Source organism: Desulfoluna sp. (genome assembly GCF_030145185.1).
In the GTDB taxonomy this organism is placed as follows: domain Bacteria; phylum Desulfobacterota; class Desulfobacteria; order Desulfobacterales; family Desulfolunaceae; genus Desulfoluna.
This window is the reverse complement of record NZ_JAQYWB010000062.1, coordinates 19,010-34,568: the sequence shown is the minus strand read 5'-3', so window position 1 is coordinate 34,568 and position 15,559 is coordinate 19,010. Positions and strand designations below refer to the sequence as shown.

14 protein-coding genes are annotated in these 15,559 nt (G+C 57.4%); 6 read left to right on the top strand and 8 right to left on the bottom strand.

Translation table 11 applies throughout. The annotated features are described in order from the left end of the window. The 3 genes from Q1Q75_RS17535 to Q1Q75_RS17525 all read left to right on the top strand — a co-directional run. Positions 1-463 (top strand): hypothetical protein (locus tag Q1Q75_RS17535; protein ID WP_300673262.1); only part of this gene is annotated, 463 nt, incomplete at its 5' end. After that, the gene (locus Q1Q75_RS17530) at positions 460-3,549 is read left to right on the top strand and encodes an efflux RND transporter permease subunit (RefSeq protein WP_300673260.1); all 3,090 of its coding nucleotides are present in this window, start codon (positions 460-462) and stop codon (positions 3,547-3,549) included. The genes Q1Q75_RS17535 and Q1Q75_RS17530, both read left to right, overlap by 4 nt. Before the next feature lie 334 nt (positions 3,550-3,883). Further along, positions 3,884-4,948 carry a GGDEF domain-containing protein gene (locus Q1Q75_RS17525; RefSeq protein ID WP_300673258.1) on the top strand — a complete coding sequence of 355 codons (1,065 nt, stop codon included), beginning with the start codon at positions 3,884-3,886 and terminating at the stop codon, positions 4,946-4,948. A gap of 69 nt (positions 4,949-5,017) precedes the next feature. Here the strand turns inward: Q1Q75_RS17525 and Q1Q75_RS17520 are convergent, their stop codons facing one another. The 5 genes from Q1Q75_RS17520 to Q1Q75_RS17500 form a co-directional block, all read right to left on the bottom strand. Then, the gene (locus tag Q1Q75_RS17520; RefSeq protein WP_300673257.1) at positions 5,018-7,414 is read right to left on the bottom strand and encodes an ATPase, T2SS/T4P/T4SS family; all 2,397 of its coding nucleotides are present in this window, start codon (positions 7,412-7,414) and stop codon (positions 5,018-5,020) included. Then, positions 7,411-8,817 (bottom strand): ATP-binding protein, encoded by a 1,407-nt coding sequence (locus Q1Q75_RS17515; protein ID WP_300673256.1) that lies wholly within the window; start codon positions 8,815-8,817, stop codon positions 7,411-7,413. The genes Q1Q75_RS17520 and Q1Q75_RS17515 overlap by 4 nt, the downstream gene beginning before the upstream one ends. A 27-nt stretch (positions 8,818-8,844) precedes the next feature. Continuing rightward, the gene (locus Q1Q75_RS17510; RefSeq protein WP_300673254.1) at positions 8,845-9,510 is read right to left on the bottom strand and encodes a GTPase; all 666 of its coding nucleotides are present in this window, start codon (positions 9,508-9,510) and stop codon (positions 8,845-8,847) included. A gap of 11 nt (positions 9,511-9,521) precedes the next feature. Further along, positions 9,522-10,097 (bottom strand): response regulator, encoded by a 576-nt coding sequence (locus Q1Q75_RS17505; protein WP_300673252.1) that lies wholly within the window; start codon positions 10,095-10,097, stop codon positions 9,522-9,524. A gap of 269 nt (positions 10,098-10,366) precedes the next feature. Further along, positions 10,367-11,644: a U32 family peptidase gene (locus Q1Q75_RS17500; RefSeq protein ID WP_300673250.1), complete on the bottom strand. Its 1,278-nt coding sequence runs from the start codon at positions 11,642-11,644 to the stop codon at positions 10,367-10,369. Positions 11,645-11,918: 274 nt separating this feature from the next. Between Q1Q75_RS17500 and Q1Q75_RS17495 the strand changes: the two genes are divergently transcribed. Further along, positions 11,919-12,287 carry a nucleotide pyrophosphohydrolase gene (locus tag Q1Q75_RS17495; RefSeq protein WP_300673247.1) on the top strand — a complete coding sequence of 123 codons (369 nt, stop codon included), beginning with the start codon at positions 11,919-11,921 and terminating at the stop codon, positions 12,285-12,287. Here Q1Q75_RS17495 and Q1Q75_RS17490 read toward each other — a convergent pair. Then, the gene (locus Q1Q75_RS17490) at positions 12,284-13,195 is read right to left on the bottom strand and encodes a hypothetical protein (RefSeq protein ID WP_300673245.1); all 912 of its coding nucleotides are present in this window, start codon (positions 13,193-13,195) and stop codon (positions 12,284-12,286) included. The genes Q1Q75_RS17495 and Q1Q75_RS17490 overlap by 4 nt on opposite strands. Before the next feature lie 237 nt (positions 13,196-13,432). Here Q1Q75_RS17490 and Q1Q75_RS17485 point away from each other — a divergent pair, with 237 nt between their 5' ends. Together Q1Q75_RS17485 and Q1Q75_RS17480 are read left to right on the top strand one after the other, a co-directional pair. Beyond that, positions 13,433-13,921 carry a hypothetical protein gene (locus Q1Q75_RS17485; RefSeq protein WP_300673243.1) on the top strand — a complete coding sequence of 163 codons (489 nt, stop codon included), beginning with the start codon at positions 13,433-13,435 and terminating at the stop codon, positions 13,919-13,921. Positions 13,922-14,095: 174 nt separating this feature from the next. Next, positions 14,096-14,938 carry a 1-acyl-sn-glycerol-3-phosphate acyltransferase gene (locus tag Q1Q75_RS17480; RefSeq protein ID WP_300673241.1) on the top strand — a complete coding sequence of 281 codons (843 nt, stop codon included), beginning with the start codon at positions 14,096-14,098 and terminating at the stop codon, positions 14,936-14,938. A gap of 10 nt (positions 14,939-14,948) precedes the next feature. Here Q1Q75_RS17480 and Q1Q75_RS17475 read toward each other — a convergent pair whose 3' ends face one another. After that, complete coding sequence (locus Q1Q75_RS17475) at positions 14,949-15,131, bottom strand: hypothetical protein (RefSeq protein ID WP_300673239.1); 183 nt, start codon at positions 15,129-15,131, stop codon at positions 14,949-14,951. Between the two features lie 2 nt (positions 15,132-15,133). Continuing rightward, positions 15,134-15,364: a hypothetical protein gene (locus Q1Q75_RS17470; RefSeq protein ID WP_300673237.1), complete on the bottom strand. Its 231-nt coding sequence runs from the start codon at positions 15,362-15,364 to the stop codon at positions 15,134-15,136. Between the last annotated feature and the right edge of the window lie 195 nt (positions 15,365-15,559).

The window sequence follows — 15,559 nt, the reverse complement described above, 5'->3', positions numbered from 1 at the left end:
GGTGATGATTTCGGCCATTGAAACGGGACAGAGGGTGGCGGTTCGTTTTGCCGCCACAGCGGATAGACGGTTTTCGGCCGTGGTGTACAAGGTGGGGACGGCCGCCACGGGGTTTGCCGCCACCTATCCCGTGACCCTTCGACTGATTGAAGAGACGATCAAGGTGCTGCCGGGCATGGCGGCTGAGGTGACCTTCCGATTTGACGGGGTGCAGAGCGAACGGTTTCTGGTCCCCTCCCATGTGGTGGGAGCCGACGATTCGGGGGCCTTTTTGTATGTCGCCGAACCGGAAGGCGAGGCGGAGGCGACGATCAGGCGGGTTCCCGTTACGGTGGGCGCGCTGACCGAAGGCGGGCTTGAGGTCCTCTCCGGGCTGGCCGGTGAGGAGTGGGTGGTGACGGCCGGCATGAGTCGTTTAAGTGAGGGCATGCGGGTGCTTTTTAAAGAGCAGGAGGCCCCATGATGCATCTCACCGAAGCGGCGATTCGGATGAACCGTGTGACCCTGGTGATGATTGTTATGGTGGTCCTGGGGGGCTGGGTGACCCTTCATCGCCTGCCCCAGGATGAGGACCCCGGGTTTATCGTCCGGGTCGCCATGGTAACCACTTATTTTCCCGGGGCAAGCCCGGATCGGGTGGAGCAGCTGGTGACGGACCGCCTGGAGAAGGTGATCCAGGAAATTTCTGAACTCGATTATGTGGAGAGCGAATCCCGCGCAGGGATCTCCATTATTTATGTGAACATCGATGAGACGTACAAGAACATGCGCCCTATTTGGGACGAGCTGCGGCGCAAGGTGGACAAGGAGGCCCGCAATCTTCCCGAGGGCGTGGTGGGGCCTTTTGTGAACGACGACTTCGGGGATGTTTTTGGACAGATTCTTGCCCTTACCGGCGAGGGCTTCACCTATCGAGAGCTCAAAGAGGTGGCCGATGAGGTCCGGGATGAGCTGCTTCGCATTGAAGATGTGGCCAAGGTGGAGATCCTGGGGGCGCAGAAGGAGCAGGTGTTCTTAGAGTTTAATTCGGCGCGTCTTGCCCGGTATGGCATCTCTCCGCTGATGCTGCAGCAGGTGCTTTCCCAGCGCAACATCATCATCCCCGGAGGGGCCTTGGAGTCGGGCCAGGAGCGTATTAACCTGGAGCCCACCGGCAATTTTGAGGCGGTGTCGGAGATTTTCGACACGGTGATTTCAGTGCCGGGACGAAAAGAGGTGGTCTATCTCAAGGACCTGGTGGCCGTCACCCGGGGGTACCAGGATCCGCCGTCGGACCTGATGCATTTTAATGGTGTACCCGCCCTGGCCCTGGCGGTGTCCATGTCCGAGGGGGGGGATATTATCACCCTGGGCAAGGCGATGGCTGCCTTTAAAACGCGGGTAGAGCGCCATTATCCCATTGGGGTGGATTTTCAGTATCTGGCGTGTCAGCCCGAGCGGGTGCACAAGAGCGTCAGCAACTTTCTGGCCAACCTGATGCAGAGCATCGCCATTGTCTGTCTGGTGATGCTGGTGAGCCTCGGGTTGCGTACGGGGTTGCTGGTGGCCAGCCTGATTCCCGTGACCCTTTTGATGGCCTTTCTGCTGATGGGGCTTCTGGGGATCGGGATCGATCAGGTCTCCCTGGCGGCGCTTCTGATCTCCCTGGGGATTCTGGTGGACAACGCCATCGTCATGAGCGAATCCATCATGACGCAGGTGCGTGAGGGGCAGAGCGTGGCGGACGCCTCGGTCAACTCGGCAAAGGAATTGGCCCGGCCCCTGCTCACGGCTTCCCTCACCACCTCCTTTGCCTTTTTGCCCATCTATATGGCCAAGTCCTCGACAGGGGAGTATACGGCGCCTCTGTTCAAGGTGTTGACCTTGACCCTGCTCAGCTCCTGGGTGTTGGCCTTGACGATGATTCCTCTGTTTTGTGTCCGGTTTCTGCATGTCAAAACCCAGGAGGAGGACGCCGGATACAACGCCTTTTTTTACCTCCGTTATCGGCGGATGCTTCTGGGGCTGCTGCGTTATCGCTGGCTTTTTGTGGCGTCCATGTGCCTGGCCTTTGTCGTGGCCATGTATGGCTTCCGGTATGTCCCCAAGCGATTCATGCCCGATTCTGATCGCAGCATCATTACGGCCACCGTGGAGACCCCGCCGGGGTCGGATATTGCCCACACCGAGGCGATGGTGAAACGGATCGAAGCCTTTATCGCGGAGCATTTCATGACGACGGATGGCGGGGAAGGCGTGGTGAACTGGGGCAGTTTTATCGGCAAAGGGGCGCCCCGTTATATTCTCTCCTACCGTCCGGACCCTCCGGAGAGCAGCTTTGCCTATCTGGTGATCAACACCACCTCCTTTGAGGCGGTGGCCGAGGTGGTGGAAAGGCTTCAACGCTTTTGTGACGAAGACCTCCCCGAGGTACGGGCCAAGGTCTCCCGTCTCTCCGTGGGGCCTCCGGTGAATCATCCGGTGGCCATTCGGATTTCGGGCAAGCGTGAGTCGGTGCTCTTTGGGCTGGTGGATGGCTTGAAGAATCGCCTGCGGCAGGAGCCCGGGGTCCGGGCTGTGGGGGATGACTGGGGACGTCGGACCCGGAAGCTGGTGGTGCGGGTGAACCAGGAGCGTGCCCGGCGTGCCGGGATCACCAGCCGGGATATCGCCCTTTCCCTTCAAGGGACCTTAAGCGGTATTCAGGTGGGGCAGTACCGGGAGGATGATGACCTCATTCCCATCGTGGTGCGCTCCGTGGCGGCCGATCGAAACGATTTTAAAAAATTGGAAGGCCTGCGAATCTATAGCTTAAGTACCGGGCAATCGGTCCCCTTGAGTCAGGTGGCCCGCATGGAAACAGACTGGCAGAATGGAAAGATTATCCGCCGGGACCGGCTTCGGACGGTGGAGGTGTACGCCGATTTGTACGAGGGATACAATGCCCTGTCCATCAATGAGAACATCTCGGACTGGATGGCGGCTCAGAGCGGCGACTGGGGTCTGGGGTATCGCTACGAGGTGGCCGGGGAGGCGGAAAAGTCATCCAAAGCCAATCGGGCCATCGCCGATCAGCTCCCCTTTGCCGCGATGCTTATCATGTTGCTCCTGGTGCTGCAGTTCAACTCCCTGAGGCGGACGGCTCTTTTGATCTGTATCGTCCCCCTGGGGCTGATCGGTGTGACCGCGGGGCTGCTGATTGCCCGGTCGTATTTCGGGTTTATGACTCTTTTGGGGGTGGTGGCGCTGTCCGGTATCGTTATTAATAATGCCAACGTGCTGTTGGATCGTATCCGCATTGAAATCGATGATAACGGACTGGAGCCTCTTGAGGCTGTGGTGGTGGCCACGCAAAGGCGGCTTCGCCCTATCCTGCTGACCACCCTGACCACCGCAGGCGGGTTGATTCCCCTCTGGGTGGGCGGGGGTCCCATGTTCGAGCCCATGGCTGTGTCCATTATTTTCGGCCTGATCTTTGCCACGACCATCACCCTTGGGATGGTGCCGGTGCTTTATGTCCTTTTCTTTCGGATCCCGGTGCACGCCCTGGAAGAGAGTCCTGAAACGTAACTATTCAGCCCCAAAAACCAAACAAAAAGCCTCCGGTGGCAAGGTGTGCCACCTTGAACGCAGGTTGCCGGAGGCATAAACTGAATAGTTACCCTGAAACTTGAGTTTTTTTGTGTAATTATTCTATAATGACACGTCCATCAAGGGCTCTTTGACCATGGATTAAAAATCAAGATGAATCTTGATCTTGAAACGGTTCGAGAGTGGCGACAGAGATCGATACGTGTGACGTGCTGCGATCTTCAGCTCTCGGGGGGCCTTTCTTCCTGGGACGGCGAAAGGAAAGAGCAGATTGAAATGGATGCCAGAGGCGGATCTCAATCAGAGGCTTCGTATGAAACGGTTCATCATGGGGGGCGCTTCCTACCTCATGTGGATGGGGCTGGCGGGATACCTGCGTTATATGGGCTTGGTCACGATTTCCTGGGAGACACTGCTGCGTTGCTGTGGCCTGTTGCTTCTCTACAACACCCTTCTGTTCGGAGTGTTTCGCAGCGGCCTGAACCGTCGCTTCAAGGACCCGAGCCTGACGCTTTTTCAAATGCTGGTGGGGATTCTCTGGGCCATGGTGATCATTTATCACTCTGGAGAGATCCGGGGGGGGATGCTGCTGCTCTACCTCGTGGTCTTTGTCTACGGCTTGTTCCGACTCAAGCTTCGGCAGTTTCTCTTTCTTGCTCTGTTTGCCATCGCCAACTACTGCGGGGTCCTTTTTCTTGTTTATCGACAGAATCCCGCCGGGTTCAATGGCCGCCTGGAGCTGATGAACCTCGTCATTCTCGTGGTGGTTCTTCCCTGGTTCTCTCTGGTGGGCGGGTACATCACCAGCCTTCGGGAGAAGGTGGCCCGGGCCATGGTGACCATTGAACGGCTCGCCATTCATGACGATCTCACCCAGGTGTTCAACCGCCGTCAGATGTTTGAGATCCTTGAACGGGAGAAAGCCTTAGGAGATCGGGGCGTGCACCCTTTTTCCATCTGTATCATTGATCTGGATCATTTCAAGCAGGTCAACGACACCTACGGCCACGACAGGGGCGATATTGTGTTGCGGACCGTGGCTCAGACGATTCAGAAAAACCTGAGGGACATCGATCATATTGCGCGATATGGGGGCGAGGAGTTTATTCTGATTCTGACCAACTCAGGGGTGAGCGAGGCCATGCAGTGTGCGGAACGCGTGCGAGGCCTGACGGAAAACCTGATTTTTGAGACCTTCCCCGATTCTTTCCGGGTCACCATCTCTGTGGGGGTAACGAAATACACCCCGGCCGAAGATATCCGCAACTCCATTAACCGGGCGGACAAAGCGCTCTACCGGGCCAAGGCCCTGGGACGAAATCGCGTGGAATACGAGCCGGCCGTGGTGGTCGGTTCCTGGGCCGTGGGGCCGGGTTGATTTTTAAGGGAACGATGGCATGTCATGCGTCCGTGGGGGAAACCCCGTGGGCGTTTTTTTTTGCCCGCATCAGGCCGGGGTGACGGGCGTGGCGCAGTGGGGGCAGCTTTTCCATTCCGGTTCCAGGATGCGGGCGCAGTGGGTGCACTGGAGTTGGAGCTGAGTTGAACAATAGGGACAGTATCGATGGCGTTCTTTTAAGTTGGCGTTGCAGTGGGGGCATTTGACCTCCAGGGTGTTTTGGGGGCCCAGGACGCGCAACACCTCTTCGACGGTGGTGATGCCCTGATTGATTTTGCCCCAGCCGTCTTCAATGAGAGGTTTCATGCCAGCCCAGCGTGCGGCCCGTGTGAGCTCCGATTCCGAGGCCTCGGTGTTGATGAGCTGCTTGATCTCCTGGTTGATGGTCAGAATTTCAAACAGACCGGTTCGCCCTTTGTAGCCGGTGTCGTTGCATCGCTCACATCCTTTGCCACGGAAGGCGGGAAAATTATCCCCGTTGGGGTTGATCCCAAGGGCGTCCAGGGTCTCCGGGGAGAGCGGTTCTTTTTCTTTGCACCCCTCACAGATGCGGCGGACCAGTCTCTGGGCGATGATGCCGTTTAAGGCTTCTCCGATGACATAGGGCTGGATGCCCATATCCCGCAGCCGGGTGATGCTGGGGATGCTGCCGTTGGTGTGCAGGGTGCTCAGGACCGTGTGGCCTGTCAGGGCCGCATGGAAGGCCACTTCCGCGGTTTCAAAGTCGCGGATCTCTCCCAGCATGATGACGTTGGGGTCTTGTCTGAGGATGGCGCGCAGCACCAGGGGAAAGTTGAGGCCGATCTTCTCTTTGATCATCACCTGCTCGGCCATGGACATGAAATACTCCACAGGGTCTTCGATGGTGGTGTAATTCTTGGTGATGGAGGCGTTCTCCTGCATGAGGGAATAAAGGGTGCTGGTCTTGCCGCTTCCCGTGGGGCCGGTGGTGAGGATACACCCCTGGGGGCGGTTGATGAGGCGGGTGACGGTCTCTTTCTCCTCCGGGTTGAGGCCCAGTTCTTCCACGCTTTTGATGGAGGCGTTGCGGTCAAGGATTCGGAACACCACCTTTTCGCCGTTGATGGTGGGCAGGCAGGAGAGGCGGATATCCACTAACTTTGAGGGGGTTTTTACGGTAATGCGGCCGTCCTGGGGACGACGCCGTTCGGAGATGTCCAGTTCTGCCATGACCTTGATGCGGGAGACGATGGCGGAGTGCATGGTGATGGGCACATGGATTTTGTCGTGGAGGAGTCCGTCCACGCGGTAGCGCACCATGACGTATTTGGTTTTGGGTTCGATGTGAACATCGGAGGCCTCATGGCGAAGGGCATCCGAGATGATGGCATTGACGATGCGGATGGCCGGGGGCTGGTCTTTGGCGATGAGGAGCTCTTTGAGGTCGGTCTCTTCATCCTCTTCGTCGAGGATGATTTCGATGCTTTCGGTGGGGTCTTCCATCTCGAGGATGGTGAGCTCTTCGAGGTCGGTGCCCTCCTCGCCGTAGAGTTCATCTACTTTCTTGAGGATCTCCTGCCGGGTGGCGATGACCGGTTCCACGCGCAGGCCGGAGATGAACTGAAGGTCCTCGATCTTCAGGTATTCGCTGGGGTCGTTCATGGCGACCATGAGCCCGGTCTCTGTGCGTTTCAGGGGAACCAGCAGGCTGTTGACGCAGAGCGCTCTCGGGATCAGGGCGACCAGGGCCTCCGGCGTTCTGAATTCTGCGGGGTAGACGCGATTGATGCCCATCTCCCGTTGGATGGCTTCGATATAGGCGCGTTCGTCCACCAGGTCCAGATCGATGAGGACCTGGGGAAGGGGTTGATGGGTCTGCTCCTGGATGTTGCGGGCTTTTTCGAGGTCGCTTTCCCGGATGAGTTTTTGTTTTATCAGGAGGGCGCCCACCTGGCTGCGGTGTGTGTTGATGAAGCGGCTCATCTGGTTGATCTTTTTGTTCTGGGTGTCCTGATTTTTTTTCAAAGCCCGATTTTCACGGATCAGATCGTATTGTTCCAGGGCCAGCCCCACGGTGATGCGCAGGTCTTCGTCATTCCAGGGTTTGGTAATGAATTTGTAGACGGCGCCCTCATTGACGGCCCCCATGATCGCCCCCACATCGGCATGGCCGGTGAGCATGATGCGGATGGTGTGGGGGTATTCTTTTTTGATCTGCCGCAGGAGATCAGCGCCCGTGATGCCCGGCATGCGGTGATCGGTGATGATCACGTGAATGGTCTCCTTGCTGAGGCAGGCCAGGGCCTCTTCTGCGGAGGAGGCGGTGAAAATGCGGTAGTTTTCTTTTCGGAAGATCCGCTGCATGGCCGCCAGAACCCCGGCTTCATCATCGACAAAGAGAATGGCGTAGGGGGTCGCCTCTTCTTTTTTCTCTTCGGCAGCAGGTGCCTCCTTGCCCAGAAAGAGGGATGCGAGTCGGCTCATGATTTTCCCTCCTGGGCAGGTTGGCGCAGGGGAAGCCGCAGCGTGAAGGTGGTCCCTTTGCCCACCTCACTCTTGACACTGATGGAGCCCCGATGTCGTTTGATGATGTTGTACACCACGTTGAGCCCTAGGCCAGTGCCCTGGCCTACGGGTTTGGTCGTGTAGAAGGGGTCGAAGATTTTTTTCAGCTTCTCTTTGGGGATGCCGGAGCCGGTGTCTGAGATCGCCACGATGGCATGGGTGGCGTCGTGGTCGGTGGTGAGGGTGAGGGTGCCCTTGTCCGTGATGGATTGGGCGGCATTGACCAGGAGGTTGATAAAGATCTGGTCGAGTTGCCGGGCGTAGCATTGCACCGGTGGGAGGGTGCCGTACTGTTTTTTCAGGATGACTTTGTATTTGAGTTCACTGCTGACGATGTTGATGCTTTTATCGAGGTTGGCGTTGAGGTCGGCGGTGGAAAGCTCTTCCTCGCCGGGATGGGAAAAATCTTTGAGGTCCTGGACGATTTTCCGGATGCGCTCGGCGCCGTCGATGGACTCGCTGAGCAGGGGGGGGATGTCCTTCAGGATGAAATCGATGTCGGCGTTTTGATCAAAGGTCTCAATCTCCAGCAGGAGGCGCGCCTCGTTTTCGCCGCTTAGCAGGTCGGCGGCGGCGGCTTCCCGGATGAGAGTCCGCTGAAGGCCGATGAACTGGATGATTTCTCTGGTATACTCTTCGAGGCTGTTGATATTGCTGGTGATAAATCCCATGGGGTTGTTGATCTCGTGGGCGACCCCGGCCGCCAGCTGGCCGATGGAGGCCATTTTTTCCTGCTGCATGAGCCGTTCATGGGCCAGGCGGATCTCCTCGGCCTTTCGTTTGACTTCTCCGTCGAGACGGGTGGCCAGGAGACGGTATTTTTTTTCGGATCGGGCCAGCTGGGTGGCCTTTTGTTTGAGGATGGTAAAGGCGTCTTCCACCACCTCTCCGTGGACCTGGGAGGCCATGGCCAACCCGTAGCCGCTTTTCATGATCTGGGTGATGGCGGTGCTCAAAATGGTCCCCGCGGCATCGATGGCCTCCGACGGTCCTTCTCCGTTGGGGCTGAAGCCCAGGGCCAGGTAGCCCGCCGGTTCCAGTTCGTGGATCAGCGGGTAGAGGAGGACCCAGCCTTCGGCGGTCTCTCTGGAAATCTTGGTCTCCGGCCGGGTCTCCGCGACGAGTTGCCGGATGGCCTCGGCCACCTCACCCTGGGGGGGATCGGGGGCCAGAGGGGTCCCGTCGGGCATGACCACGGAAAGATGGGCCACCCCCAGGCGCGGCGCGGCATGAGCCCAGGTGAGGACCATCTCCGGGGAGAGCAGGTCCTTTAAAGTGTATTCGCGGTCAAAGGGGGCGATGGTCTCGTGGGGCCTCTCCATGCGCGAGGCATCTCCTTGGCTTGAAGGTCAACGGTTCACGGTCTCGGGGGAGGATGGCAGAATTGAGAGCAGGTTGCGCTCCATGATTTGGTAGCGCTGTTCCAGGTCGTGCTGGGCGTCAAGGTGGCGATAGGTGGCCGAAAGAATGGCCTCAAACGTGGTTTGGACCCCCTTGCTTTTCAGGGCCGTGGCGAAGGTGACGGGGAGTTTTGCCGGTCCCCATCGCGTGAGAATTTCCTCTTCACTCTGGATGTCAGGGAGGTCCCGTTTATTGAACTGGACCACGAGGGGGAGGCGGTTAAAATCCAAGCCAATGCGACCGGCGTTTTTTTCGAGATTTTCAAAGCTTTGAAAATTATTAACCGCCTGGGTGATTTGGGAATCGGCCACGAAGACGACCCCATCAGCCCGGGAGAGGACCGCTTTGCGCGTGGCATCATGGGCCACCTGGCCTGGCACGGTAAAGAGTTTGATCTTGACCCGGTAGTCCCCTTCGGTGCGGGTGAGGATGGGGAGAAGATCAAAAAAAAGGGTGCGGTCACCCCGGGTCTCCAGGCTCATGAGGTCGCCACACTGGCCGGGGTGGATCAGCTCATGGAGTTGCATGAGGTTGGTGGTCTTCCCGGAGAGAGCCGGGCCGTAGTAAACGATTTTAAGGATAATTTTTTTTTCATCTTCAAGGATCTCCGCCATGGGGTCTCCCTTCAGCTTCCTTTGGCATGTTCGATGTCGGTGATGATGGAGACCAGGGTCTCCTGGAGGCGCCGGTTGAGCTCATTGTGGTGTTTTCCGGACTCTTCCACCTCATCCAGGCAGGCCCTCAAGCGCCCTTCCATTTCGTTGTTGAGGGCGAGAAGGGCCTCGTTTTTTTGCTTGATCACCTGGGACATCTGCTTGTTTTCCATGGCGAGGTTGAAGTGGTCGACGCCGTTTTTTACCGACATCTTCAGTTCGGTCTTGTCCCATGGCTTGTTAATGAAGCGGAAGATGTGGCCTTTGTTGATCACGGCGATGGTGGCATCGATGTCGGAGTGACCGGTCAGCATGATGCGCACGATGGAGGGCCACCGGATGCGGATTTTTTTAAGGAATTCCGACCCGTCCATGGCGGGCATCATGCGGTCGGAGATGACCACGGCGGGCTCGATGATGTGGATCTCCTCCAGGGCGGCGGAGGGATCGTCAAAGGTGTAGATCTTGTACGGTTCATTTCGGAAGGCACGGGTGATGGCGTCTAAAATGGCCTTCTCATCATCGACAAAGACTACTTTGTTGTTCATGAATCACCTCTGTCATGGCGAAGGGGTGGGGTCGAGGGGCGTCACCCGGGATAAGCGGGGGCCTGTGGCTTTTGGATGGCAGGCGCGACATTCTATCCCGCCAGAAAGACGTGGGGCTCAGGGGTGGGGGACGAAAAAGGGGGAGGATGAGGCGCCGTGTGTGGCAAACTGTCAGGATAGATTCCTTATACTATCACAGCCTGTCTAAGGGATGCAACGTTCCTTAAACAGGCTGTTTTTATACCGGTGATCCCTGGACAGACGGGGGCTCACCCCTGGCCTTTGCCACCGCTGCCGGGAAGACGGGAGGCCTCCGGGCCCTGGCCGTAGGTGCTCTCTTCGGCGATGCGGATCAGGTCGTTGGGGGCGTAGTGACCCGTGAGGGTAACGGTGACGCAGGTGTTGGGTTGGGCCACTTCCTGGGGGGCACCCTTGAGGTCTGTGATGGACCCGATGGTGTCGCATTGCGCGGCTCCCTGACGGGTGAGGACCTCGATCTCCTGTCCGGTGATGATCTTGTTGCGGACCTGAAGGGTAACGCAGGGGCCTTCCACCTTGATAATTTTGCCGGCGAAGCGATGGATGGTGCCGGGCCGGGTGTCTTTATAATTGGGGGTGGTGTCTCCTTCGTAACCGAAATAGAAGCCGGTGGCGTATTCCCTGCTGTTAATGCGGGAGAGCTCTTCGACCCATTCGGGGCGGGTCACATAGTGTTCCGGGTCCTCATAGTAGGCGTCAATGGCTTCACGATAGGTTTTGACCACGGACGCCAGGTAGTTGATCCCCTTCATGCGGCCTTCGATTTTGAGGGAGGCGATCCCTGAGTCGACGAGGGCGGGAATGTGCTCGATCATGCAGAGATCTTTGGAGTTGAAGATGTAGGAGCCCCTCTCGTCTTCCTGGAGAGGGTGGTAGTGGCCGGGACGCATCTCTTCCACCACGCTGTACTTCCAGCGGCAGGGGTGGCTGCACTGGCCCCGGTTGCTGTCCCGGTTCGTGAGGAAGCTGGAGAGAAGGCAGCGGCCGGAATAGGAGATACACATGGCCCCGTGGATGAAGGCTTCCACGTCGAGGTTGCCATGGGCCACCACCTCTTTGATTTCGGTCAGGGGCAGTTCTCGGGCCACGTTGATCCGGGAGGCGCCCAGCTCTTTCCAGAAACGGGCCGTGCCCCAGTTGGTGGTGTTGGCCTGGGTGCTGATATGCAGGTCGATGTCGGGTGCCAGCTCCCGGGCGGCGGCAAAGATGGCTGGATCGGCGATGATGAGGGCGTCGGGTTTCACCTCGACGAGGGCGGCGAGGTACTCCCGCATGGCACCCAGTTCGTCGTTTCGGGCGTAGACGTTGCACGCCACATAGACCTTGACGCCGTGGGCGTGGGCATGGCGAATGCCTTGCCTCATCTCCTCAAGGGTGAAATTTCCTGAAAAATTTCGCAGGGAGAAGGTTTTGCCCGCCAGGTAGACGGCATCGGCACCGTAGTGCACGGCGATTTCCAGTTTTTCGGGATTTCCCGCCGGAGCGAGGAGTTCGACTCGGTTGGTCATGGTTTTACGCATCCACTTAATTTGAGGGCGTCGCAAGAAGAGGCACGCGGTTTCTGTCGGTGGCTTTTTGCGATCGCATCGTGTGAGAGATCGTCCCCAGCGTTTGACACGCGGAACAAAAGGGGGTTAAGGAACAACGGTTCCGGTGCGGGGTCGAATTTTGACGCGCCAACTCTACCAAAAGGGCTCCCCCTTTGCAATGTGTCAGGGGATGAGGCTGTCAGGGGATGAGGCGCCGTCTCTCTCTTCTGTTTTATAAATCAAGGAATCGTTCATGAAAGACGACACAGGCATTCGGGAATATCAGGCGATGGTGGATCAGTGGGTGAAGGAGATCGGGGTGCGTTACTTTTCTGAACTCACCAACCTGGGACTTCTGCTGGAAGAGGCCGGCGAGGTGGCCCGGATCATGACCCGTCTTTATGGCGACCAGAGCTTCAAGCGGGCGGATGTCTCTCCAGATCTTGGCGATGAGCTGGCCGATGTGATGTTTGTCCTGGTCTGTATTGCCAACCAGACCGGGGTGGATCTCCCCACGGCCCTTGCCCGAAATCTGGAAAAAAAGAGCACCCGGGACAAAACACGCCACTGGAACAATCCCAAGCTGCAGCCCCCTTCGACTCCAGAGCCCCCCAAACGCTAAGGCTGGGGTGGCGCGGCGTTGTCCTCCTCGTCGTCGGAGGCGTTTCTCAATTTGGCGAAGCTGAAGACCGCCTTGCGCCCCGAGATCTTTCTCAAGGTGAGCACATAGGTCTTTTCGTCCAGATTGAAGGTCACCATTTCGTCGATGCCCAGGACCTTGTATTCGTCATTTAAGAACACCTCCACCGTGGGACCGGTTTCGGAAAAGAGGTCCATGTGGTTGTTGACCTGTTTGACGTAGAGGGTGTAGAGGTCGGAAACCAGCTCATGGTACTGGTTTTCCCCGGTATTGATAAACTCTCCGTACTCCCCGTTTCGGCCCAGGGAGGCCTCTTTTCCGGCGGCTTTTTCATCCAGAAGGGTCCGGATATTCCGGTCTTTGGAGAGGAGGGTGGATGCGGATCCGAAGACGCTGCCGGTGCTGGTGGAGATCAGCTGAATCGAGAGCTTTACCGCATTGCCCAGCACCACCGTATGGCCCACCACAATGGCGTCGATATTCAGGGCGCGCCCCACCTTGCGGGCATCTTCTTCTTTAATTTTTGAGTTTTTGGTCACGGCGCTCTCGACGAGCCCCAGGACGCTGTCTTCCCCCTGGTCTTCCAGCACTTCGCTGCGTACCACGGTGAAATAACCGGTCTTGAACAGCTTGTCCGAGACCTCCATCTCCAGGTATTTCTCCAGCTGCTTGCGTTTGCCGTCGATGCGGGTGAACTCTTTGACAGCCACGCGGCGGATGCGCCGGCGGGTGAGCTGTTTGGCCACCTGGGTGGAGAGGGTGCTGATTTGACCGTCCACGGCAGTTTCGTAATTGATCCGCGCCGGTTTTTTGCTGGGAACATACTGGGGAGGACGTGCACAGGCGGTAGCCAGCACGAGGAGACCCACGACCAAAATCCATTGTTTCATTTGACCACTCCAAAACCATTCATACAGGCTCCCGGAATCTGGCCGGGAGGCGTCGTAACCTTGATGTTTTACAACTGCATCATTCATTACCACAGAAGCGGGGTGGGGGCCACAGGGGATTTATTCTATTTCTCTGAGTACGTAGTGGCAAACGGCGTACGTATTGTTTCATTGACACGTATTAAACGAGTGTGGCAAGTTGGAAACGGGTACACTTTATAATTTGGGGGGTAATGTATGGCAAAAAAAGTGACGATCAGCGTGCCTGATGATCTGTACGAGCGCATGAAAGAGTGGCGTTCGACCACGAATTTCTCGCAAGTTTTTCAGCGGTCGATGTCCAATATGATTCGTAAGAAAGAGGAACTCCGGCAAAAGATTCACGACGAGCTGGATCTTTCCTGTGTGGTGGAGCGTCTGAGGCGTGAAAAGGCTGAATTTGAAGCCAATTTTATTGAAGAGGGCAAACAGGCGGGCCTGGAATGGTCCAGGACGGCTCATTATCGGGAGCTCCAATATGCCTTGGGGTGGCGGCCTGAAAAAAATCCCTTCAAGGACGAGCACCTGGGGGACTACTTTTCCCAGGTCCTCAAGAAACAGTCCGATCGGTTCACCATCAGCGGGCGCACGGCCCAGAAACGATTCCAGGGGTTTATCGATACCTACCTGAGTGGCTGGAAAGAGGGGGTCGAGAGTTTCTGGAATGAGGTGAAGGACAAGATGTAGAAGTCGTCAGGTGCTGTTCCATGGGGGCGCGGTTTTTCCTCAAAGGGACGAGCTGGTTTGTCTGAATGGATTCAAACGTAACAAAGTTAACATAAGGGGACATGGCTGGTTTTTCTTGGCCAATGATCCTATGCACGGTACCGCCTCGGCGGACCCTCCATCAGGAGAGAGACGATGGCACTTGGCAGTGGGTCAAAAAATAGTGTGGAAGCCTATTTACGAAGGTATGCCCAGGAGTGGAACGGCAACGTGGAGGGCGCATGGGGCCAGGCGGGCCGCCTGTGGCATCGGTTCGGACGGTTTTTATACTGGCCGTATCGATGGGGGGTCGTGGCCCCTTTCCTGGGACTGTCGACCCTGATTCTTGCGCCGATGGCGGTACTCCTTTCAGTGACGGTCTCACCGAATCTCGCATCGAAAACCATCGCCACCTTCTGGGCCCGGATCAATAGCGCCGTGGCCCCCATGTGGGTGGGCGTTCGAGGGCGGGAAAAGGTTCGGAAGGGGACCTCGTATGTGGTGGTTGCCAACCATTTGAGTCACTATGATATCTATGTGCTTTATGGCTGGCTGGGGCTGGACATCAAATGGGTGATGAAAAAAGAGCTGGAGAGGGTTCCCCTGATCGGGTGGGTCTGCAAGAGCATGGGGCATATCTTCATCGACCGGGGGGACAGCGCCAAGGCCGTGGCCACCCTCCACCATGCCCGGGAGAAGATCCAGGGCGGTACCTCCGTTATCTTTTTTCCCGAGGGGACCCGAAGTGACGATGGTTCCCTCCAGACCTTTAAGAAAGGCGCCTTCCGGTTTGCTTATGATCTGGGTCTCCCCATTCTTCCCGTGACCCTCAAAGGCACCCGAAGGATTCTTCCCAAGGGCAGCACCGAGTTGATGCCCGGTGGGGTGGAAATGGTCATCCATGAGCCTGTCGATGTGTGCGCTTACGGCAAAGAGGAGTTGGGAGCCATTGTGAACCGGGTGCGCAACACGATCCGCACGGAGCTGGAAGACTCTTAACGAGGGGGCTTTAGGGCTTTTTCCCCTTTCGAAACATCAGGGTGACCAGAGCCAGGGAGAGGGCGACCACGCCGGCGACGGCCATTTTGGATCCTGTGGATCCGAAGCGGGGCAGGATGATCTGGGGAATGAACCAGAGGTAGCAGGTGAGGTGGAGGGCTCCGATCAGACAGAGGCGGATGATTTTGTGCACGGCTATTCCTCTGGGGTTTCGGGCAGGCGTTTTCGAAGGCTCAGGAGAAGGTTGGCTCCCATAAGGCAGATCAGGGTGGAGAAGGGGGCAAAGGAGCAGAGGGATCTGTAGCCGATGACATTGGCTTCAGAGGCTCCGGTCCAGGGGATGAGGGTACTTAGTGCGGCCAGGAGGAGGATCCCTGCGGACACGGTCAGGGTGGTGGCTTTTAAACGCGTATGTGTGGGGTTCATGGAGTCTCTGTCGGTTATTTCAGGGCCTTTTCGGGCCTTTTTTTATTTGGGAATACACCCATTTGAGGCGCATGACAATCGGACAGGGAATATACCATACCCGCCCCCTGAAAGATACCCTGGCTTCCAGAGAATAAGCCCTTGGTATGAATAGGGTTTGACCGCCGTGGCCCGGTGGGATACTATCCGGGTCAT